Below are 21,291 nucleotides of genomic sequence, written 5' to 3'. Positions count from 1 at the left end.
CATGCCGCGCACCACTCGCTTCCGTCCTTTGCTTTTGAGTGTTGCGCTGGTGTATATCGGTGCACCAGCGCAGGCGGAGACACTCCGCGAGGCGCTGGCCAAGGCCTATAACACGAACCCGACGCTGACCGGCCAGCGCGCGACGCTGCGGGCGACGGACGAGAACGTTCCGATCGCCCGCGCGGCGGGTCTGCCGTCGGTCAACGCGACCGCAGACTATACCGAATTTCTCGTCACGGCCGCGAACAGCTTCGTCGCGTTGCCGCGTCAGGCGACCGCGCGCGCCAACGTGTCGGTGCCGCTGTACCTTGGCGGCCAGGTCCGCAATTCGGTCGCGGCGGCCAAGACGCGTGTCGAGGGAGGCCGCGCGACCCTGCGCGGCACCGAGGCCGATCTCTTCACCAACGTCGTCGCGGCCTACATGGACGTGATCCGGGACGAAGCGATCGTCGGGCTGAACACGCAGAACGTCCGCGTTCTCGACGTCAACCTGCAAGCCAGCCGGGACCGGTTCCAGGTCGGCGACCTGACGCGGACCGACGTCGCGCAATCCGAAGCTCGTCTCGCACTTGCCCGCGCGCAGCTTCAGTCGGCGCAGGCGCAGCTGATTTCGAGCCGCGAGAATTATATCCGGTTCGTCGGCACGCCCGCCGGCACGCTGGATACGCCGCCGACATTGCCGCATCTGCCAGACAGCCCGGCCTCGGCCGTCACCGTCGCGATCGACAATAATCCGGTACTGATCGCCGCCGCCAAGGAGCGCGACGCGAGTCGCTACGACGTCGGTGTCGCCCGCGCGAGCCGGCTGCCGCAGATCAGCGCCGTCGGCGGCGCCGGCTACACCAATTATCTCGGCTCGATCTCGACCGCCGATGGCAGTGCCAGCACGATCCCGAACGGAAACAAGGCGGTCCAGGCGGGATTGTCGCTGACGTTGCCGCTGTTCCAGGGCGGGCGCCCCGCGGCGCAGGTTCGCCAGGCCGAAGCGTTTCAGGCGCGCGCGATCGAGAACGTCACCGCGACCGAGCGCAACGTCATCGCGCAGGCGCGCTCCGCCTTTGCCGTCTGGCGCTCGTCTGAGCAGGTGATCCAGTCATCGGAGACCGCGGTCAACGCCAACAAGCTGAGCCTCGAAGGCGTGCGCGCAGAGAACAGCGTCGGCACGCGCACGATCCTCGACATCCTCAACGCCGAGCAGGAATTGCTCAACAGCCAGGTGACGCTCGTGACCGCGCGGCGCGACGCGTACGTTGCCGGGTTCGCGTTGCTCGCCGCGATGGGCCAGGCCGAGGCGCGCGACCTTGGGCTCGATGGCGGCGTGCTGTACGATCCGGTCGCGAATTATCAGCGGGTGCATCACAAGACCTGGGATTTCGGCGGCGATGGCGAGCCCCTCCCGGTCGGTACCCGCACCGCGCAGTCGCCCGCGCAGGACGCCAGCGTTGCGCCGCAACGCGACCCGTTGCTCGATACGCCGGTTGACAGGAACCCCACCTTAACCAAAGGTATGGACGCGCCGAGCCGTCAATAGGGACGCGTGCGGCTACGGGGTTTGGGATGGTCCGGATGGGGGACGTGAACGGCGAGCCGTCGATGGAGGAAATCCTCTCGTCGATCAAACGCATCATCGCCGAGGAAGGCGACGTGCCGGGTCGGTCGCGCCGCCCGTCGCGCGCCATGCAGTCGGCGGTCGATCGCGAACCCGCCTATCTGGATCCGCATGATCTGGACGGCGAGATGGACGAAGACGAGATCCTCGAATTGAGCGACCCGATGCCGATGGCCGATCGTACCCCCCGCACGCCGAAATCGCCCGTGCTGTCCTCCGTCGATGCCGCACCCGAGCCTCGTCAGGCCGCACCTCAGCCGCAACGGGCACAGCCGACCCCGCAGCCGGCTGCCGAAGCGCCAGCCGAGCGTCCGATCGTGTCTCGTGAAACGGCCGCTGCAACGCGCGCGCCGCTCGAAGCGTTGACGCGCATGATGGTAAAACCCGAAGCGACCCCCGATGCGACCAGCGACGGTACGCTCGAAGGGCTGGTCCGCGAGATGCTCCGCCCGATCCTGCGCGAGTGGGTCGATGCGAACCTTCCCAACATGGTCGAGGACATGGTCTCGCGTGAGATCGCCAAGATCATGAACCAGCAGCCCTAGGCTCTGAAGTAACGGGCGCGGACGCGAGGCTGGTTTCCTCGCGTCGCGCTCGCTAAGGCTCGGCGCATGAGCGAGCTTCCCAAAACCTTCGACCCCGCCTCCATCGAATCGCGCTGGTATGCGCATTGGGAGGCGAGCGGCCAGTTCCGCCCCGACCGTCCGAACGCCGAGCCGTGGACGATCGTCAACCCGCCGCCCAACGTGACGGGCTCGCTGCACATCGGCCACGCGCTCGACAACACGCTGCAGGACATCCTCACGCGCCACGCGCGGCTGAAGGGCAAGGATGCATTGTGGGTGGTCGGCACCGATCACGCCGGCATCGCCACGCAGATGGTGGTCGAGCGCCAGATGGGCGCGCTGACCCCGCCGCAGAAGCGCACCGACATGACGCGCGAGGAATTCGTCGCGAAGGTCTGGTCGTGGAAGGAAGAGAGCGGCGGCGAGATCACGCAGCAGCTCCGCCGGCTCGGCTGCTCGATGGACTGGGCGAACGAGCGCTTCACGATGGACGAGGGCTTTTCGAAGGCCGTCCTGAAGGTGTTCGTCGACCTCCACAAGGAGGGGCTACTCTACCGCGACAAGCGTCTCGTGAACTGGGATCCGGGCCTCGGCACCGCGATCAGCGACCTCGAGGTCGAGACGCGCGAGATCAAGGGCAGCTTCTGGCATCTGCGCTATCCGCTCGAAGACGGATCGGGCTTCATCGAAGTCGCGACCACGCGGCCAGAGACGATGCTCGCCGACATGGCGGTGGCGGTGAACGGCGCGGACGAGCGCTACACCGCGCTGATCGGCAAGCAGGTCAAGCTGCCGATCACCGGCCGGCTGATCCCGATCATCGCCGACGACCATGCCGATCCGGAACTCGGCTCGGGCGCGGTGAAGATCACGCCGGGCCACGACTTCAACGATTTCGAGGTCGGCAAGCGGGCAGGGATGGCCGCGGGGTCGATGCTTAACATGCTCGATGCGAAGGCCCGCGTCGTGCAGGTGTCCGACGGGCTGATCCCGGCCGAGTTGCTCGGGCTGACGACTGCGGAGGCGCGGAAAGTCGTGGTCGCGCGGCTCAAGGATGAAGGCTTCCTGATCGCGCACGTCGACAAGGACGGCGAAGAGCACGACGCCGAGCCGCGCACGATCCAGACGCCGTATGGCGACCGCTCGGGCGTGGTGATCGAGCCGTGGCTGACCGACCAGTGGTATGTCGACGCGAAGACGCTCGCGCAGCCCGCGATCGAGGCGGTCCAGACCGGCGCGATCGATATCGTCCCGAAGACGTGGGAGAAGACGTTCTTCAACTGGATGGACAACATCCAGCCTTGGTGCGTGTCGCGGCAATTGTGGTGGGGCCACCAGATTCCGGCGTGGTTCGGCCCTGACGGTACGCCGTATGTGGCGGAGACCGAGGCGGAAGCGCAGGCTCTAGCGGGTAAGGGCGTGAGGCTCACGCGCGATCCCGACGTGCTCGACACGTGGTTCTCCTCCGCCCTCTGGCCCTTCGCCACGCTCGGCTGGCCCGAGGAGGGTGCCGTTCCCTCTCCCCTCCGGGGAGAGGGCCAGGGTGAGGGGCAGCCAAGCAGCGCAACGCCCGGTACTGCCCCTCACCCCAACCCTCTCCCCGGAGGGGAGAGGGAGCAAGTGCAGAAGCAGTTAGGCGGGCGCTACCCCAACGACGTGCTGATTTCCGGCTTCGATATCCTGTTCTTCTGGAACGCGCGGATGATGATGCAGGGGCTGCACTTCATGAAGGACGTGCCGTTCCGCACGCTCTACCTCCACGGTCTCGTCCGCGCGGCGGATGGCGCGAAGATGTCGAAGTCGAAGGGCAACGTCGTCAACCCGCTCGGGCTGATCGACACCTACGGCGCCGACGCGCTGCGCTTCTTCATGGCGGCGATGGAGAGCCAGGGCCGCGACATCAAGATGGATGAGAAGCGCGTCGAGGGCTATCGCAACTTCGCCACCAAGCTATGGAACGCGGCCCGGTTCGCGCAGGCCAACGGCATCGTCGCGAGCACCACTCTGGAGGCACCGCGCGCGGACCTCGCCGTCAACAAGTGGATCATCGCCGAGACGATCGCGACGGTGCAGACGGTCGACCTCGCGCTCGCCGACTACCGCTTCGACGGCGCCGCCAACGCGATCTATCAGTTCGCGTGGAGCCGGTTCTGCGACTGGTATCTCGAACTGATCAAGCCGCAGATGGTCGGCGACGAGCGCGGCGTCATCGATGCCGAATCGAAGCTAGTTGCCGGCTGGGTGCTCGACCAGATCCTGGTGTTGCTCCACCCGTTCATGCCGTTCATCACCGAGGAACTCTGGCACGCAATGGCCGACCCCGCCCATCCGCGCGAGCACGACCTGATCGTCGCGCAGTGGCCGATGGCCGACGCGCGCTCACTCGATCCCAAGGCGAGCAAGGAAGTCGACTGGCTGATCCGCCTGGTTCAGGAAATCCGCACCGCGCGCAACGAGCTGAACGTGCCGCCGGGCGCGCGCCTGCCGCTCCACGTCCGCGATGCGAGTACGGCGACCTTGGCGCGGCTCGAACGCCAAGCGCCTGCGCTCGCGCGTCTCGCCCGCGTCACGCACGCCGAAGGCGAAGCCACCGGCGGCGCGGCGCAGGTCGTGGTCGACGAAGCAACGTTCGTCCTCCCGCTCGAAGGCGTCATCGACCTCAACTCCGAACGCGCCCGCCTGACCAAGGCGATCGCGGCGGCGGAGAAGGAGCGCGACGCACTGTCGGGTCGCTTGGGCAACGCCAGCTTCGTCGAACGTGCCAAGCCCGAAGCGGTGGAAAAGGCCAAGGCCGACCACGCCGACAAGGCCGCCGAGGCTGCGCGGTTGCAGGCGGCACTGGGCCGCCTGGGCTAACCTGCTCCTCTCCCGCTTGTGGGAGGGGTTGGGGGAGGGGCGTGCCCCAAGAAGCCGGACGCCAGTACGTACGTCAGGCCCTCCCCTGACCCCTCCCGCAAGCGGGAGGGGAATGTGTGCCGTACCGCCGTCTGACTCAAACCAAACACCCGTCACCCCAGCGAAAGCTGGGGCATCCTCGTTGGAAAGCGCACCGGCCAGCCAACAACGGGGATACCCCAGCTTTTGCTGAGGTGACGGTTCGGGGCGGGGTGGCTCTGCCGCGCAGAGTATCCGACCGCCTTCTTGTTCTCCCGCGAAGGCGGGAGCCCAGTCTGGGTCCCCGCCTTCGCGGGGAAACACAATACGCTTCGGTCGGGGCTCGGGACCTACCACCTTGTTCCGGAGTTCACTCCGCGGCTAGGCGTCGACATGACAGGGCGCCTGCCCGTTCGCCGGTATATGCCGGACCGAGTTCGGCCTGACGGAGAGACTGTGTGAGCGACCTTCCACCCGACGTCGAGACCGGCCCCGTTCCTCGTGAGTCTTTAAGCACAAAATCCGACCGCCCCCGCGGCAAGCCAGGCCAACGCGACCTCACCACCGGCCACATCGGCCGCACGCTACTCGCGTTCGCGCTCCCGACGCTCGGCTCGAACATCCTCCAGTCGCTCAACGGCTCGATCAACGCGATCTGGGTCGGCCGCTACCTCGGTGAAGGCGCACTCGCCGCGACGTCGAACGCCAACATCATCATGTTCCTCACCTTCGGCGCGGTGTTCGGGTTCGGGATGGCGGCGACGATCCTGGTCGGCCAGAGCTTCGGCCGCCACGATCTGGAGGGCGCGCGCCGGGCGTTCGGCTCCGCGGTCGGCCTGGTGCTCGGCGGGGCGATCGTCATCGCGGCACTCGGCTGGGTGTTCGCGCCCGAGATCCTGCATCTGCTCGCCACCCCCGGCGACGCGATGCCGCTCGCGCTCGCATATCTGCGCGTGATCTTCCTTGGGCTGCCGGCGTCGATGATGATGGTCCTCCTCATGATGGGCCTGCGTGGTACCGGCGATTCGATGACGCCGCTCTGGTTCATGCTGCTCAGCGCGATCCTCGACAGCGGGCTCAACCCACTGCTGATCGCCGGCATCGGACCGTTCCCGCAGATGGGCATCGCCGGCTCCGCGATGGCGACGCTGGTCGCGAGCCACGTCTCGCTGCTCGGGCTGATCGCCTATATCTACAGGCGCGACCTGCCGCTGCGGCTGCGCGGCAACGAACTCCGCTACCTCATCCCCGAGCGCGCGCTGACTGGCACAATCGTCCGGAAGGGCCTGCCGATGGGCGCGCAGATGCTGGTCATGTCGACCGCCGGCCTTGCGATGGTCGGACTGGTCAACCGGCTCGGCGTCGATACCGCCGCGGCGTACGCCGTGTCGCAGCAGCTCTGGACCTATATCCAGATGCCCGCGCTGGCGATCGGCGCCGCGGTCAGTTCGATGGCAGCGCAGAATATCGGTGCGGGCCGCTGGGACCGCGTCGGCGACATTACGAAGTACGGCCTGCTCTTCAACGTCGCGCTGACCGGCGCGATGGTCGGGGTCGTCATCCTGTTCGACCGCCCAGTGATGACGCTGTTCATCGGCGCGGCCAGCCCCGCACTGCCGATCGCGCGGCATATCCAGTTGATCGCGAGCTGGAACTTCATCCTGTTCGGCGCGACGATGGTGCTGTTCTCGACCGTCCGCGCGAACGGAGCCGTGATCGCGCCGCTGATCGCGCTGATCGTCGCGCTGTATCCGGTGCGGATCGGCTTCGCGCTGCTCGCGAAACCGTGGCTGGGGGCGGACGCGTTGTGGTGGAGCTTCCCGCTTGGATCGCTCGCGACGCTGGCGATCGCGGCCTGGTACTATCGCCACGGGAACTGGCGGAAGGGCGCGCTGGTCGTGCCCGACGACAGCGAGGAACAGGCGCATGGGATGAGCGAGCCGGGCGGGCGGTTGCAGCCAACCGGGTAAGACCGAAATCTGGCCTCGCTAGATCAAAGTCACCTCCCCGGCGGAGGCCGGGGTCCAGTTGGAAAGGTTGCAGTAACGAAGCACGGCGCTTGGTTAGCAATGTTCCCCAACTGGGCTCCGGCCTCCGCCGGGGTGGTTCACCTTTTAGTCAGGCTTGAACTGCCTACCGCAGCCGCTTGACGAACGACCGCCCACCTTCGCGGCGCTCATGCTGGAAGTTCGGGATCGTCTCGATCAGGTCCGACAGCCGGTTGAACCCGTAATTACGCGCATCGAAGCTCGACCGGTTTCCCGCCAGCTGCCCCAGTTCAGCAACGCTCGCATACCCCTTCTCGTCGCGCTTCACCGCGTTGTAGGCGTCGATCAGCAGCTTGATCACCTGCTCGTCGATCGGTTGCGCTGTCTTCGGCCGAGCGACCGGCGCCGGCGTAGCAGGCTTCTCGCCAGCCACCGGAGCAGGCGCCGGTACCTGCATCGGCTGCGACGTCTCGTTCAGCGCGCCGACGTCGATGAACCGCGTGCACGCCTGGCGAAACCCTTCCGGTGTCCGCGAAGTGCCGAAGCCATAGACCGGTATCCCGTCCTGGCGGATGCGCGTCGCGAGCGGCATGAAATCGCTGTCCGACGACATGATCCCGAAGCCGTCGATGCGCCCGCGGAACAGCAGGTCCATCGCGTCGATCGTCATCTTCATGTCGGTCGCGTTCTTGCCCTTGGTCAGGTCGAACTGCTGCTGCGGCTCGATGCCGTGCTTGATCGACATGTCGCTCCACGCCTTCAGCGCGGGCTTGGACCAGTTGCCGTAGACCCGCCGGACGTTGACCGTGCCGAGCTCGGCAAGGACGGTCAGCACCGGGTCGAGGGTCGCCGCGGACGCATTGTCCGCGTCGATCAGGAGGGCGACGTTGCGCGTTGTGGTATCGATCATGCGCGCAAGGTTAGCCCCGCGCGCGCGCTGCGTCCACGCTCCAGACGCCGCCACCGGCCGCAGCGAGGTACAGGAAGACGAAGCAGTAGAGCACCGCCGCCTCGCCGCCATTGGCGATCGGAAAGGGGCCCTTCGGCATGTGCGCCATGAAATACGCGACCGCGGACATGCCCGACAGCACGAACGCGACCGGCCGCGTGAACAGGCCGACGATCAGCAGACCGCCGCCAACGACTTCGAGACCGCCCGCGGCGTACAGCAACGGGTTCATCGGCATCGGGAAGGGGGGCAGACCGAAGAATTTCGAGATGCCGTGGCTGAAGAACACGAGCGCGACGACGATGCGCATGACGCTGAGCAGGCGGGCGGACCAGGTGGCGGGTATCGGCATGGGGAATCCTCAAGTGTCGTTGCGTGGGCGAAACGTCACACGGGGGCGGGCCGAGGTCAATTCGCGTAGATCGAAACGGATCGTTGACGGGAGGCGCTCTCACGATCCTCCCCCGCTAGGGGGAGGTGGCTGGCGCTTGCCAGACGGAGGGGGAGGTAAGGGGTGACCACTGTTGTGCGTCCGCCCCCTCCGTCACCTTCGGCGACACCTCCCCCTGGCGGGGGAGGATCGCAAGGTCAGGGGTAGGCGATCGCCATCACCTCATATTCGCGCTCGCCGGCGGGCAAATCCACGCGACGCACGTCGCCGATCGCAGCGCCGCGCAAGGCGCGTGCGAACGGCGAGTTCCAGCCGATCCGCCCGTTGCTCGCGTCCGTCTCGTCGTCGCCGACCAGGGTCAGGACCCGCTCGATATCATCGTCGTCCGCGACCGTAACGCACGCGCCGAACCACACGCGCGAGCGATCTTCCTGCGCGGCGGGGTCGACGACCTTGGCCGCCCTCATCCGCTTCGACAGCCAGCCGAGCCGGCGATCGATCTCGCGCAGGCGCTTGCGGCCGTAAATGTAATCGCCGTTCTCGGACCGGTCGCCGTTGCCTGCCGCCCACGAGATGACTTCAACCAAGGCCGGGCGCTCGGTCGACAGGAGTTGCTCGTATTCGGTGCGGAGTACGGCGTAGCCGGCGGGGGTTATGTAGTTGGGGCGATCCATGCGCTTGCCTACCATGTTCTCCCGCGAAGGCGGGAGCCCAGTCTGGACTCCCGCCTTCGCGGGAGAACAGCCTCAGCCCGGCCGGTTCTTCCCCAGATACCACGACAACCGCGCCGCCCCCCGGCTCTTCGCCCGCGCAGGGTTCATCAGGTCGTACACCACCGCATTTTCCAGCACGCGCTGTACGTAATTGCGCGTCTCCTGGTACGGGATCGCCTCGACCCAATCGACCATATCGACCGCGCCAGTCCGCGGGTCGCCGTTCGCGCGGAGCCATTTGTTCACGTTGCCGCCGCCCGCATTATACGCCGCCACCGCCAGCGGATAACTGCCGTAATTCGCATACACCCGCTGGAAATAGCTCGACCCCAGCATGATCGACATGTTCGGATCGGTCGTCAGCGCCGCCTGGTTGTAGGCCAGCCCGATCTTCCCCGACTGCTCGCGCGCGGTCGCCGGCATCAACTGCATCAGCCCGCGCGCGCCGGCGTGGCTCACCGCGGCACGATCGAACTGGCTCTCCTGCCGCGAGATCGCGTGGATGATCGTCCAGTTATCCTCGTACCCCGCCGGCACCGCGACCATCGGAAAGCCGACCGCGGAATAATCGCTGAGGCCGTTAGCCAGCGCACTCCGCCCGACCATAACGCCCAGGTCCGGCCGGTTGATGCTCTTCGACAGCTCGGCGGCGAGCAGGTGATCGGTGTCGGTCGTCGCATCCGCCGCGATCTGGCGGACGAACGCGGTCTGGTCCTGCCAGTCGCCGATCTGCCCGAGGAACTTGACCGCACGCACCGTCTCTCGCCGATCGAACGCCGCGCGTGTCGCCGGGTCGATCGCCACGGAAGCAACGGACGGCGGCGCGACCAGCGCACGCCCGGTGCGTTCGTTCGCCAGCTGCCCGTAATACTGATCGCGATATCCCGCCGCCTGGCCGTAGAACGCCGCCGCCTGAGGCGCCAACCCGGCCGCCTCCGCCGCACGTCCCGCCCAGTAATACCCCTTCGACCGGACCTGCGGCGAGCGCGAGCCGCGCGCGTACCGGTCGAACAGCGTCATCGCATCCGCCGGCCGCCCGAGCTGCTTCATCGCCACGCGCCCGCCGAGCCAGGCGAGATTGGTATATTCGTCGCGCTCGGCATACGACTTCGCCGCGATGTCCGCGCCAAACGGATACGCGTCGTCGATCTGCCGCGCGATGTCATAGGCGACCTGATACTGCCCGTCGTTCGCCGCGCCATTGGCGTTGGTGACGAGCACTTCGTACCACTCGGCGGCATTGCCCGGCCGCGTTACCAATGACCGAGGCCGCGCCAACCACGCGCGCGCCGACGGGCTCGCCCCCGAATTGCGCAACCATTGCGCCCGGTCCGCGACATAGCCCGCGTCGTTCGCATACAAGGTTTGCGTCGAGGCCGAGATATCCGACGCGTTTGGCGCATTCGTCCGGAACGCCAGCCGTGCCTCGAAGATCGGCCGCCGCGCCGCGCTCGTCCACACCAATTGCCGCTGCGCCGCGCCGGTCTGGCCCGCCCACAACAGCGCATCCATCCGCGCATCCTGATCGTCCGGCGTCAGCGCACCCGGAAAGCCCGACACGACCATCGCCTCGTCGGTCGGCGTCAGTCCGCTGCTCCGCCATGCCGTCCGCACCGCCGCATACGCCTGATCGCGCGCACCCGTTGCCTGCAAAACCCGCGCATATGCGACACCGCCCGACGCGGACTGCGGCGGATAGCGGCGGAAGAACGCGACGACGCTGGTCGGCGATCCGGTCGCCGCCTTGCGCTCCGCCGCCCGCCGGTTGGCCGTCTCGTTCGGCCAGCCCGGATGCGCCATCAGGAAGCCCGCATAGCTGTCGAACGGCAGCGCATCGGTCTGCTGCAACGCCCGCCACTGCGCGATGGTCGAGGCGATCGCGCCGTCGCTCATCGTGGGCGTCGCCATCGGCTGCGCATTGGGGCCCATGTTGGCCAGCTGCGTGCTGTAGCGATCCAGCGTCTGCTGCCCGCCCCCCGACGCGGCGACCGTCCCCGCCACGACTGCAAGGAGAAGGCTCGTTTTAAACATCGATGCTACCATGTGGACAGCATACGCCCCGAACCCGTATCTGTCCTGAACGAAATCCGGATTTTGCAAGACGTCCGGCGCAACAGGACCGCAGGCCACCGCATGTTTTCAGGATCTATTCCGGCGCTCGTCACGCCGTTCGCCGCCGATGGCAGCTTCGACGAAACCGCCTATCGCGACTTCATCGAATGGCAGATCGTCGAGGGCTCGTCGGGGCTGGTCGCCTGCGGGACGACCGGCGAGGCGGCGACCCTGTCGTACGACGAGCATTTCCACGTCGTCCGCGTCTGCGTCGACCAGGCGAAGGGCCGCGTGCCGGTCATCGCCGGCGCGGGCTCGAACGACACGCGCGTTGCCTCGGCAAACCTGCGCGCCGCGAAGGAAGCCGGCGCCGACGCCGCGTTGATGGTGCCGCCCTATTACAACCGGCCGGGGCAGGAGGGGATCTTCCGCCATTTCGAGGCGCTCGCGACGTCGACCCCGCTGCCGATCATCCTCTACAACGTCCCCGCGCGGACGGTGACCGACATCCAGCCAGCGACCTTGGCGCGGATCGTCGCGGCGTTCCCGGACGTGTTCGTCGGCGTGAAGGATGCCAGCGGCGTCCTCGCCCGCGTCTCGCAGCACCGCGCGTCGTGCGGGCCGGATTTCTGCCAGCTGTCGGGCAATGACGATCTGGCACTGGCGTTCAACGTCATGGGCGGCACCGGCTGCATCTCGGTAAGCGCCAACGTCGCGCCCAAGCTGTGCGCGGAGTTCCAGGCGGCGTGTCAGGCGGGCGATTTCGTCAAGGCGCTGGCCTATCAGGATCAGCTCTATCCGTTGCACGAAGCGCTGTTCACCGACGCGTCGCCGGGCCCGGTGAAGTACGCGATGACGAAGGTGCGGGCGGGCTTCCCAGAGACGTTACGCCTGCCGATGACCCCCGCCGGCGAAGCATCGCGCGCAGCCGTCGATGCCTCTTTGGCGCATGCCGGTCTGACCTGAACCCCTTGCGTGTTCTCCTGCGAAAGCAGGAGCCCAGGATCGCGGAGACCGCCGCGTGTAACCCTGGGCTCCTGCATTCGCAGGAGAACGGCGTTTGTTTGCGCGAATAGCACCCCACCGCTTCCCCTAAGCCCTCCGACCTCCTACATCGCGCGTCCCATGGCACGTCCCAAACCCCCGACCTTCGAGAAGACCAAGATCGTCGCCGAGAACCGGCGCGCGCGGTATGATTATTATATCGAGCAGGTGTTCGAGGCGGGCATCGCGCTCACCGGCACCGAAGTGAAGGCGCTGCGCGGCGGCGAGGGCTCGATCGCCGAGGCCTATGCCGAGGTGAAGGGCAAGAACGTGGTCCTGGTCAATTCGAACATCCCCGAATTTAGCCACGGCAATCGCTTCAACCACGAGCCCAAGCGCCCCCGCAAGCTGCTGCTCCACGAGCGCGAGATCAACAAGATGTTCGGTGCGGTCGCGCGCCAGGGCATGACGCTCGTGCCGCTGATGATCTACTTCAATTCGAAGGGCCGCGCGAAGATCGAACTGGCGCTCGCCAAGGGCAAGCAGAACCACGACAAGCGCGATTCGGTGAAGGAACAGGACTGGAAGCGCGAGCAGGGCCGGATCATGCGGGATCGCGGATAGCCTGTGTCGAAGGCGCCGGGCAGTATCTTCGGGCGCCTCGCGGCGTGGTCGCATCGCAACTTGCCGACCCGCGAATCGATGGAGCGGAACCGTCTCCTCCGGCCGGTCGCGCACCGCGTCCTCGCGCCCGAGCTCTGGCGTTTCACCCGTCGTTCCGTTCCGCGCGGTGTCGCGCTCGGGATGGTCGCGGGCATCCTTATCCCGGTCGCGCAAACCCCGGTCGCTGCGATCTTCGCACTGCCGTTCCGCGCCAACGTGCCGACCGCGGCGCTGACCACCTTCATCACCAACCCGCTGACCACGCCGCCGCTCTGGATCGCGGCCTATTGGATCGGCTCGTCGCTGCTCCGCCTCGACGCGCATGTCCCCGGCCAGCCCGTCGCGGATGCGGCGGCGCGCACCGAATGGATCCCGTGGCTGATGCAGGCTGGCCCCGCCACCGCGCTCGGCCTGCTGGTCATCACGATCGTCTGTTCGGTCGGCGGCTATGCGCTCAGCGCGCTCGGCTGGCGGTTGTGGATCGCGCGCAAGTGGCGCAATCGCCACGACAATCGCGGATCGTAACAATCGTCACTAATATTGACCTACCCGAATTGACGGACCGTCCTATCGGCGTAGAACACGCGGTATCCTGAAGTCCTTCCCGAGGTTTTTTAGATGCGTAAGTCGATTGTTACCGTGATCCTGCTCGCGTCCGCCGCATCGGCTTTCGCCCAAACGAACACCCCGTCGCCGACCCTCGCCAAGGCTGCCAAGGGCCCCGTCGCCGCCAAGGATGCCAACAAGCCGCAGATCGGCGATTTCGGCTTCGACATGGCTGGCCGCGATACCAGCGTGACGCCGGGCACCGACTTCTTCGATTACGCGAACGGCGGCTGGGTGAAGACGACGCCGATCCCCGCCGATCGCTCGTCCTACGGCATGTTCCACGTCCTCCAGGACCTGTCGCTGGAACGCACCCGCACGATCCTCGACGTCTCCGCCAAGACGCCCGGCGACAAGGTCGGCGATTTCTATTCCAGCTTCATGGACGAAGCCGCGGTCAACGCGAAGGGCGCCACGCCGGTCAAGCCGATGCTCGCCGCACTCAAGGCGACCAAGGACAAGACCGCGCTCGCTACCGAGATCGCCAAGCTCCAGCGCATGGGCGTCGGCGGCCTCGTCGGCGTCGGCGTGCAGCAGGACGACAAGGACCCGACCACCTACGTAGTCAGCCTCGGGCAGAGCGGCATCGGCCTCCCCGATCGCGACTATTACCTCAAGGACGACGCCAAGCTCGCGACGATCCGCACCGCCTACCAGGCGTATCTCACGCGCATGCTGACGCTCGCCGGCGAGCCCAACGCCGCCGCTCGCGCTGCTGCCGTCTTCAATATGGAGAAGGGGCTCGCGACCGCGCACTGGACGCGGATCGAGAGCCGCGACGCCGACAAGACCTACAACAAATGGACCGCCGCCGACTTTGCCGCGAAGGCACCCGGCTTCCCCTGGGCGCAGTACATGACCGCGATGGGCGTCACCGGCCGGCCGTTCTACCTCGTCGCACAGCCGAGCGCGGTGACCGGCGAGGCGAAGGTCTTCGCCGACACGCCGCTGAACGTCCTGCAGGACTATGCGATGCTGAAGGTGTTGCGTTCGTATGCGCCGTACCTGTCGAGCGATTTCGACAAGACCAACTTCGCGTTCTACGGCACCACGCTGTCGGGCACGCCCGAGCAGCAGGTCCGCTGGAAGCGCGGCGTCACGACCGTGTCGGGCGCGATGGGCGAGGCGATCGGCCAGCAGTACGTCGCGAAGTATTTCCCGCCCGCGTCGAAGGCCGCTGCCGACGATCTGGTGAAGAACGTCATCGCCGCGATGGGCGAGCGCTTGCGCAACCTCGAATGGATGGCGCCCGAGACCAAGACCAAGGCGCTCGCCAAGCTCGCCGCCTTCACGCCGAAGATCGGTTATCCGGACAAGTGGCGCGATTATTCCGCGCTTCAGATCCAGCGCGGCGATCTCGTCGGTAACGTCGCGCGCGCCAACGCGTTCGAATATGATCGCGACCTGAAGAAGCTGGGCCAGCCGATCGATCGCGGCGAATGGTTCATGACGCCGATGACGATCAACGCCTACGCCAACCCGACGATGAACGAGGTCGTCTTCCCGGCCGCGATCCTGCAGCCGCCGTTCTTCGATCCGAAGGCGGACCCGGCGGTCAATTACGGTGGCATCGGCGCGGTGATCGGTCACGAGATCAGCCATCACTTCGACGACCAGGGCCGCAAATACGACCTCAACGGCAAGCTCACCGACTGGTGGACGCCGCAGGACGTCGCGCGCTTCAAGGTGTTCACCGATGCGCTCGTGAAGCAGTACGACGCGTACGAACCGCTCCCCGGCCAGCACATCCAGGGCGGCCTGACGCTCGGCGAGAACATCGCCGACTTGGCGGGCCTGACGGTGGCCTACGACGCGTACCACAAGTCGCTCGGCGGCAAGCAGGCGCCGATCATCGACGGCACCACCGGCGACCAGCGCTTCTATTACGGCTGGGCAGGCGTTTGGCGCACCAAGTTCCGCGACGCCGCGCTCCAGCAGACGTTGCTGTCCGATCCGCATTCGCCGGGCCACCAGCGCGTCCTGACGGTCCGCAACCTCGACCCCTGGTACGCCGCGTTCGGCGCCAAGCCGGGTGAGGCCAGCTACCTCGCCCCCGCCAACCGCGTCCGCATCTGGTAACGCAGACTGTCCTCACCCATCGCCGCCTTCGGCGTCTCTCCCTCTCCCAATTGGGAGAGGGAAGGGGCCCGCGGCCACTTGGCCGTGGGAAGGGTGAGGACGGTTCTCGCACGACACGCACCACCCCCCGGAGAACCCCATGAAGTCGTTCATCGTCGCCGGCCTACTCGCCGCAACCGCCATCACCGGCGTCACCGCCGCTATCTCGCAAACCTCTGAACCAAAGCCCGCTCCCGCCGCCCCGACCGGCGCGCAATACGGGACGTTCGGCTTCGACGAGAAGGGCATGGACAAGACCGTCCAGCCCGGCGACGACTTCTACACCTTCGCCAACGGCAATTGGGCAAAGACCACCCCGATCCCCGCCGACAAGTCGAACTACGGCTCGTTCAACCTCCTCTCCGACCTGTCCGAGAGCCGCACCCGCGGCATCCTCGACACCGCCGCGAAGGACTCCAACTCGAAGATCGGCCGCGCCTACGCGACGTTCCTCGACACCGGCACCATCGAAGGCAAGGGCCTCGCCCCGATCAAGCCGTGGCTGTCCAAGATCGCCGCGCTGAACGACCGCGCCGGCTATCCGGCACTCCTCGCCGAAGCAGACCGCGCCGGTATCGGCGGCCCGTTCGGCGGCGGCGTCGGCCAGGACGACAAGCTTCCTGAGCAATACGCGCTCTCGCTAGGGCAGTCCGGCCTCGGCCTCCCCGACCGCGATTACTACCTCAGTACCGACGCCAAACTGGTCGAGGCGCGCAACGCCTACCGCGCTCACATCGTCAAGATGCTCACGCTCGCCGGCGAACCCAATGCCGAGGCGCGCGCCACCGCGCTGCTCGCGTTCGAGACCGAGATCGCCAAGGTCAGCTGGACCCGCGTCGACAGCCGCGACGCCACCAAGACCTATAACAAGATGACTGTCGCCGATCTCGCCAAGCGCGCGCCCGGCTTCGATTTCGCGGCGTATTTCAAGGGCATCGGCACGCCCGTCCCGACCGTCATCGTCGCGCAGCCCTCCGCGATCACCGGCATCGCCAAGCTGGTCTCGACCGCACCGATCGGCGTGCTGAAAGACCAGCTGATCCTGCGCTCGCTCGACGGCTATGCCGACGTCCTCCCCAAGGCGTTCGACGCCGAGCAGTTCGCGTTCTACGGCACCGTCCTCGGCGGCACGCCCGAGCAGGAAGCTCGCTGGAAGCGCGGCGTCCAGTTCACCTCCGGCGCGCTCGACGACGAGGTCAGCAAGCTCTACGTCGCGCAGTATTTCCCGCCCGAGACCAAGGCCGCGGCCGACAAGCTCGTCAAGAACGTGCTCGCCGCGATGGGCCGCCGGATCGACAAGCTCGAATGGATGGCGCCCGAGACCAAGGTCAAGGCGCACGCCAAGCTCGCCGCCTTCACCCCGAAGATCGGCTATCCCAGCCAGTGGAAGGATTTCTCCGGGCTGACGATCACGTCGGGCGACGCGTTCGGCAACGAATGGCGCGCGAACGAATGGCAGCACCAGGACAATATCTCGAAGCTCGGCAAGCCGTTGCAGCGCTGGGAATGGGGCATGACGCCGATGACGGTGAACGCCTACGCCAATTTCGGCATGGTCGAGATCGTCTTCCCCGCCGCGATCCTGCAACCGCCGTTCTTCGATCCGAAGGCCGACGACGCGGTCAATTACGGCGGCATCGGCGCGGTGATCGGCCACGAACTAAGCCATCATTTCGACGACCAGGGTTCCAAGTATGATGCCAAGGGCCAGCTGACCGACTGGTGGACGGCCAAGGACATCGCCGGTTTCAACGCGCTCACCGGCCAGCTCGGCGCGCAGTATGACGCCTACGAACCGCTTCCTGGCATGCACGTGAAGGGTCAGCTCACGATGGGCGAGAACATCGCCGATCTCGCCGGCCTGACGGTGGCGTACGACGCCTACCACACCGCGCTCGGCGGCAAGACCGCGCCTGTCCTCGACGGCTTCACCGGCGACCAGCGCTTCTACCTCGGCTGGGCGCAGGTCTGGCGTCGCAACTACCGCGAAGCCAACCTTCGCAATCGCTTGCTGACCGATCCTCACTCGCCGTCGCAGCAGCGCGCATGGGTCGTGCGGAACCTCGACCCCTGGTACGCGGCGTACAAGCCGACGCCCGGGCAGAAGCTGCACCTGACGCCGGAGCAGCGCGTTCGGATCTGGTAAGGGACGGATCGCACACTTCTGGTTCCCCCGCGGAGGCGGGGGGCTAGGGATCGCAAGGGATTTCCTCCGTAACCCTGGACCCCCGCCTCCGCGGGGGAGCAGGAGGTTAAATTATCTTGGCTACCACCCCGGCGAAGGCCGGGGTCCAATTGGAAAGGTTGCAGTAACGAAGCGCGGTCCTTCGTTAGCAACGTTCCTCAATTGGACCCCGGCCTTCGCCGGGGTGGTATGAGAGCTAGTCTGCAAGGGGAGGCACAAGGGGAAGTGCCCGCCTCCCGCCTCCCGCCCGCGAGACAAGCTCGGCCCCTTAAACCCACCAACCCGCTTGACGCCCAACCCCGCAACAGCGGATGACTCCCCGCGATGGCATCGCTCGCTTTACCCACCCCCGCCCGCAACGCAGCACTCGTCGCCATAGCCTCGGGCGTCGCCGCCGCCGCGATCGTGCTGCTGCTCGTCGGCAGCTGGATCGCCGCCGCCGGTTTCTTCGCCGCCGCCGTCATCGTCATCGGCGCGCTGATCGCGTGGCGCCTGCTCAATCCCGTCGCCAAGGACGCGCCGCGGCCGGTAGACTGGGACCTCACGCGCACCGTCGCCGAAGCCGGTACCGACGCCCTCGCGATCACCGACCGCGCCGGGCGCCTCGTCTGCGCCAACGACGCATACGAGGCGCTGTTCGAAGGCTTTCCGACACCTCCCGGCCTGCCGCTCGACGAAGCCGGCAACGCAGCACTCGCCGACGCCGGCCGCTCCGCGTGGCGCGACGGCACCGCGCAGGTCGAGCGTCTCAATGCCCGCGGCGTCTGCCTGTCCGCACAGATCGCGCGCGCCGGTGACGATGCCGACATGCTCGTCTGGCGCTTCGTCACCGCGCAGGAACACGACCTCGCCGAGACGCTCGCCGCGCTGCTGACCGGCCCGACCGGAGACCGGCTCGGCGGCAGCGGCATCATGGCCGCGTTGCTCTCGCCCGATGGTCGCGTCCGCACCGCCAACCGTGTCCTCCGCGCGAGGGCGTGCGGCGACGAATACGATACGATCGAAGGCCGCGACTTCGCCCGCTTCCTCATCACCGACAGCCGCGGTCTCGTCCGGTTCGAACGCGAAGGCCTCGAAGGCACGCCGCTCCGCGTCCTCCAGATCCCGTTCCTCGACGGCGACGACGCGCCCGTGCTGGTCGCGCTGCTCGACGAGGAGGAGAACGCGCCCGCGCTCGGTGCCAGCGCTTCCGCGCACGTCCGCAGCCTCGTCAGCATGATGCCGTTCGGCATGGCGCTGGTCGACCGCGACGGGCGCTTCCTGCAGATGAACGACTCGTTCCTGCGCGCCGCCGGCGTCAACTCGGTCGCGCCACCGCTCTATCCAGGCGACCTCGTCGTCCGCGAGGACAAGGCCGCGGTCGCCGACGCGATCCGCAAGTTCGCGAACGGCGCGACGCACTCCGCCGATATGGCCGTCCGGCTCAAGGATCACCCCGACGAGCCGGTCGCGCTCACCATCGCCGGCGCGCGCGGATTGGGCGACGCGGCCGTGCTGCTCAGCCTCAAGGACAATAGCGAGGAAAGCCGCCTCAAGCGCGAGGTGGCGCAGGCCACCAAGATGCAGGCGGTCGGCCAGCTCGCGGGCGGCGTCGCGCATGATTTCAACAACATCCTCACCGCGATCATCGGCCACTGCGACCTGATGCTGATGCGCCATTCGCCTGGCGACAGCGACTACGACGACATCCAGCAGGTCCGCACCAATTCGAATCGCGCCGCCAGCCTGACCCGCCAGCTGCTCGCCTTCTCGCGCCAGCAGACGCTCCGCCCGCAGATACTCCAGCTCCCCGACGTCGTCTCGGAGGTGTCCAACCTGCTCAAGCGCCTGATGGGCGAGAACGTCCGCCTCGACATGACGCACGGCCGCAATCTAGGACCCGTCCGCGCCGATCCTGGCCAGCTCGAGCAGGTCGTCGTCAACCTCGCGGTCAACGCGCGCGACGCGATCGTCTCGGCGAACGCGCGCGGCGGCGGCGTGCTGACGATCACGACGCGCGCCGTTCCCGCCGCCGAAGTGCGCGAGATGGCGTCCGACATCCTGCCCGTCGCCGACTATACCGCGCTGACCGTCCAGGACACCGGCACCGGTATTCCGCCCGACGTGCTGCCCAAGATCTTCGAGCCGTTCTTCACGACCAAGGAATTCGGCAAGGGCACCGGGCTCGGCCTCTCGACCGTCTACGGCATCGTCAAGCAGTCGGGCGGCTACATCTTCGCCGACAGCAAGCCGGGGCAGGGCGCGACCTTCTCGATGTATCTGCCGGTCCATTCGGCGCCCGCCGCGACTCGCCCCGTGGTGATCAAGCCCGCGCCGAAGCCAGTCGACCTGTGGGGCACCGGCACGATCTTGCTGGTCGAGGACGAGGACATGGTCCGCGCCGTCGCGGAGCGTGCGCTCACGCGGCAGGGATATACAGTCCTGACTGCAGAAAACGGCGAAATCGCGCTGGAAGTGCTGGAGAAACACGGCCGCCCCGACCTGCTGATCAGCGACGTCGTCATGCCGCAGATGGATGGCCCGACGATGGTGCGGCATGCGCGGGAGAAATTCCCCGACCTGCCGATCCTGTTCATGTCGGGCTATGCCGAGGAGCAGCTGCGCAAGTCGATCGACCTCGACAACGTCGCGTTCCTGCCGAAACCCTTCTCGGTCCAGGAACTCGCCGAAGCGGCACGAGACGTGCTGGCGACGCGCCGAGCCTAAACCGGGCTGACCCGAACAAGATGTTGGCAAGTCGTAACAATCCCGACTATGCGCATGACATGACCGCTCCCCAGCAGATTCTGATCGTCGAAGACGAACCGTTGATCGCCATGATGCTCGAGGATTTTCTCGAAGTGCTGGACAAGGGTGTGGCGGGCTCCGTCGACACCGTCGCAGATGCGTTGAAGCGGATCGAAGAGGGCGGCGTCGATGGCGCGATCCTCGACGTGAACCTGCGTGGCGGCGAGAAGAGCACCGCGGTCGCCGAGGCACTGGCAGCCAAGGGCGTCCCCTTCGTCTTCGCCACCGGCGGCGGCGATGATGGCGTCGCACCCGAATTCCGCGATCGTCCGCGGTTGCAGAAGCCGTTCACGATGGACGGCGTCGCGAAGGCCCTCGAAGGCCTCTAACTCCTTCCTCCTTGAAGGGGTGAGGCCTGGAGCGCTTGGTGAGAGCAACTTCCATCTCCACCGTCATCCTGACGAAAGTCAGGACCCAGAGCCAAGTAGCGCATCGTCAGTAGCCCTGGATTCTGACCTCGTCAGGATGACCCACGTTGGCAACACGATGCCACCGTATTGCACAAACGCTTCCTTAGCCTCACGCTGCGTTCCTATGTATCTGCTACATCAGACCTGATGCGATTTTCGCGAGCCCGGACGGCCACGCTCTCCTCCATGCTGCTGGCACTGGTTACGGGATATGGTTTCGGCGGAACCAGTGTTGCCGTTGCGCTCGGGATTCTGGCGCTTCCCGCTGTGGCTTGGACTTTCGACAATGACAGCGGCACCTTCCTGATCCTCGCAACGCTCTTGGTCATCACGATCGGGATCATGGTCCTGCTGATCGCGCTGATGGCGATCACGCACTAAATTCCTTGGTAAGCC

General features: G+C 66.8%; 16 protein-coding genes. 12 read left to right on the top strand and 4 right to left on the bottom strand.

The genetic code is table 11. The features are described 5' to 3' along the window. Window position 1: 1 nt before the first annotated feature. The 4 genes from IFT67_RS14345 (at window position 2) to IFT67_RS14330 (ending at window position 7,019) form a co-directional block, all read left to right on the top strand. The gene (locus IFT67_RS14345; protein WP_192238892.1) at window positions 2-1,531 is read left to right on the top strand and encodes a TolC family outer membrane protein; all 1,530 of its coding nucleotides are present in this window, start codon (window positions 2-4) and stop codon (window positions 1,529-1,531) included. Window positions 1,532-1,557: 26 nt separating this feature from the next. Beyond that, window positions 1,558-2,154: a DUF2497 domain-containing protein gene (gene popZ, locus IFT67_RS14340; RefSeq protein WP_308811343.1), complete on the top strand. Its 597-nt coding sequence runs from the start codon at window positions 1,558-1,560 to the stop codon at window positions 2,152-2,154. Window positions 2,155-2,220: 66 nt separating this feature from the next. Then, the gene (locus IFT67_RS14335; protein WP_192238891.1) at window positions 2,221-5,031 is read left to right on the top strand and encodes a valine--tRNA ligase; all 2,811 of its coding nucleotides are present in this window, start codon (window positions 2,221-2,223) and stop codon (window positions 5,029-5,031) included. Between the two features lie 590 nt (window positions 5,032-5,621). After that, window positions 5,622-7,019: an MATE family efflux transporter gene (locus IFT67_RS14330; protein ID WP_342450633.1), complete on the top strand. Its 1,398-nt coding sequence runs from the start codon at window positions 5,622-5,624 to the stop codon at window positions 7,017-7,019. Window positions 7,020-7,182: 163 nt separating this feature from the next. On the opposite strand, the gene IFT67_RS14325 is transcribed toward IFT67_RS14330, so the two are convergent. The 4 genes from IFT67_RS14325 to IFT67_RS14310 all read right to left on the bottom strand — a co-directional run bounded on the left by IFT67_RS14325 (window position 7,183) and on the right by IFT67_RS14310 (window position 11,133). After that, on the bottom strand, window positions 7,183-7,947 hold the full coding sequence (locus IFT67_RS14325) for an NYN domain-containing protein (protein WP_192238889.1): 765 nt from the start codon (window positions 7,945-7,947) through the stop codon (window positions 7,183-7,185). Window positions 7,948-7,957: 10 nt separating this feature from the next. After that, window positions 7,958-8,338, bottom strand: coding sequence for a DoxX family protein (locus tag IFT67_RS14320; RefSeq protein ID WP_192238888.1), 381 nt, complete (start codon window positions 8,336-8,338; stop codon window positions 7,958-7,960). Window positions 8,339-8,574: 236 nt separating this feature from the next. Further along, entirely contained in the window at window positions 8,575-9,051 is a 477-nt protein-coding gene (gene greB / locus IFT67_RS14315; RefSeq protein ID WP_192238887.1) for a transcription elongation factor GreB, read from the bottom strand. 72 nt (window positions 9,052-9,123) lie between these two features. Further along, window positions 9,124-11,133 carry a lytic transglycosylase domain-containing protein gene (locus IFT67_RS14310; protein WP_192238886.1) on the bottom strand — a complete coding sequence of 670 codons (2,010 nt, stop codon included), beginning with the start codon at window positions 11,131-11,133 and terminating at the stop codon, window positions 9,124-9,126. A 90-nt stretch (window positions 11,134-11,223) separates the two neighbouring features. Between IFT67_RS14310 and dapA the strand changes: the two genes are divergently transcribed. The 8 genes from dapA to IFT67_RS14270 all read left to right on the top strand — a co-directional run bounded on the left by dapA (window position 11,224) and on the right by IFT67_RS14270 (window position 21,276). Next, on the top strand, window positions 11,224-12,108 hold the full coding sequence (gene dapA, locus IFT67_RS14305) for a 4-hydroxy-tetrahydrodipicolinate synthase (RefSeq protein ID WP_192238885.1): 885 nt from the start codon (window positions 11,224-11,226) through the stop codon (window positions 12,106-12,108). A gap of 159 nt (window positions 12,109-12,267) precedes the next feature. Beyond that, window positions 12,268-12,750 (top strand): SsrA-binding protein SmpB, encoded by a 483-nt coding sequence (gene smpB / locus IFT67_RS14300; protein ID WP_055879372.1) that lies wholly within the window; start codon window positions 12,268-12,270, stop codon window positions 12,748-12,750. A gap of 78 nt (window positions 12,751-12,828) precedes the next feature. After that, entirely contained in the window at window positions 12,829-13,314 is a 486-nt protein-coding gene (locus tag IFT67_RS14295) for a DUF2062 domain-containing protein (RefSeq protein ID WP_192239146.1), read from the top strand. Between the two features lie 93 nt (window positions 13,315-13,407). Beyond that, window positions 13,408-15,474, top strand: coding sequence for a M13 family metallopeptidase (locus IFT67_RS14290; RefSeq protein ID WP_192238884.1), 2,067 nt, complete (start codon window positions 13,408-13,410; stop codon window positions 15,472-15,474). A gap of 139 nt (window positions 15,475-15,613) precedes the next feature. Then, window positions 15,614-17,659 carry a M13 family metallopeptidase gene (locus tag IFT67_RS14285; protein ID WP_192238883.1) on the top strand — a complete coding sequence of 682 codons (2,046 nt, stop codon included), beginning with the start codon at window positions 15,614-15,616 and terminating at the stop codon, window positions 17,657-17,659. A 363-nt stretch (window positions 17,660-18,022) separates the two neighbouring features. After that, window positions 18,023-20,404 carry a hybrid sensor histidine kinase/response regulator gene (locus tag IFT67_RS14280; RefSeq protein ID WP_192238882.1) on the top strand — a complete coding sequence of 794 codons (2,382 nt, stop codon included), beginning with the start codon at window positions 18,023-18,025 and terminating at the stop codon, window positions 20,402-20,404. 59 nt (window positions 20,405-20,463) lie between these two features. Beyond that, window positions 20,464-20,814, top strand: coding sequence for a response regulator (locus IFT67_RS14275; RefSeq protein WP_093399563.1), 351 nt, complete (start codon window positions 20,464-20,466; stop codon window positions 20,812-20,814). 168 nt (window positions 20,815-20,982) lie between these two features. Further along, the gene (locus tag IFT67_RS14270; RefSeq protein ID WP_192238881.1) at window positions 20,983-21,276 is read left to right on the top strand and encodes a hypothetical protein; all 294 of its coding nucleotides are present in this window, start codon (window positions 20,983-20,985) and stop codon (window positions 21,274-21,276) included. Window positions 21,277-21,291 lie beyond the last annotated feature (15 nt).

It is taken from the genome of Sphingomonas sp. CFBP 13728, from assembly GCF_014841895.1.
Classification (GTDB): Bacteria; Pseudomonadota; Alphaproteobacteria; order Sphingomonadales; family Sphingomonadaceae; genus Sphingomonas.
The sequence above is the reverse complement of the archived record's forward strand: the minus strand, read 5'-3'. Positions and strand labels throughout refer to the sequence as shown.

What these genes read in the sequence shown, in the direction of transcription:
- dapA (WP_192238885.1), top strand. Translation starts at nt 11,224, where the DNA reads ATGTTTTCAGGATCTATTCCGGCGCTCGTCACGCCGTTCGCCGCCGAT.
- IFT67_RS14290 (WP_192238884.1), top strand. Translation starts at nt 13,408, where the DNA reads ATGCGTAAGTCGATTGTTACCGTGATCCTGCTCGCGTCCGCCGCATCG.
- smpB (WP_055879372.1), top strand. Translation starts at nt 12,268, where the DNA reads ATGGCACGTCCCAAACCCCCGACCTTCGAGAAGACCAAGATCGTCGCC.
- IFT67_RS14345 (WP_192238892.1), top strand. Translation starts at nt 2, where the DNA reads ATGCCGCGCACCACTCGCTTCCGTCCTTTGCTTTTGAGTGTTGCGCTG.
- IFT67_RS14285 (WP_192238883.1), top strand. Translation starts at nt 15,614, where the DNA reads ATGAAGTCGTTCATCGTCGCCGGCCTACTCGCCGCAACCGCCATCACC.
- greB (WP_192238887.1), bottom strand. Translation starts at nt 9,051, where the DNA reads ATGGATCGCCCCAACTACATAACCCCCGCCGGCTACGCCGTACTCCGC.
- IFT67_RS14310 (WP_192238886.1), bottom strand. Translation starts at nt 11,133, where the DNA reads ATGGTAGCATCGATGTTTAAAACGAGCCTTCTCCTTGCAGTCGTGGCG.
- IFT67_RS14320 (WP_192238888.1), bottom strand. Translation starts at nt 8,338, where the DNA reads ATGCCGATACCCGCCACCTGGTCCGCCCGCCTGCTCAGCGTCATGCGC.
- IFT67_RS14280 (WP_192238882.1), top strand. Translation starts at nt 18,023, where the DNA reads ATGGCATCGCTCGCTTTACCCACCCCCGCCCGCAACGCAGCACTCGTC.
- IFT67_RS14295 (WP_192239146.1), top strand. Translation starts at nt 12,829, where the DNA reads ATGGAGCGGAACCGTCTCCTCCGGCCGGTCGCGCACCGCGTCCTCGCG.
- popZ (WP_308811343.1), top strand. Translation starts at nt 1,558, where the DNA reads ATGGTCCGGATGGGGGACGTGAACGGCGAGCCGTCGATGGAGGAAATC.
- IFT67_RS14335 (WP_192238891.1), top strand. Translation starts at nt 2,221, where the DNA reads ATGAGCGAGCTTCCCAAAACCTTCGACCCCGCCTCCATCGAATCGCGC.
- IFT67_RS14275 (WP_093399563.1), top strand. Translation starts at nt 20,464, where the DNA reads ATGACCGCTCCCCAGCAGATTCTGATCGTCGAAGACGAACCGTTGATC.
- IFT67_RS14325 (WP_192238889.1), bottom strand. Translation starts at nt 7,947, where the DNA reads ATGATCGATACCACAACGCGCAACGTCGCCCTCCTGATCGACGCGGAC.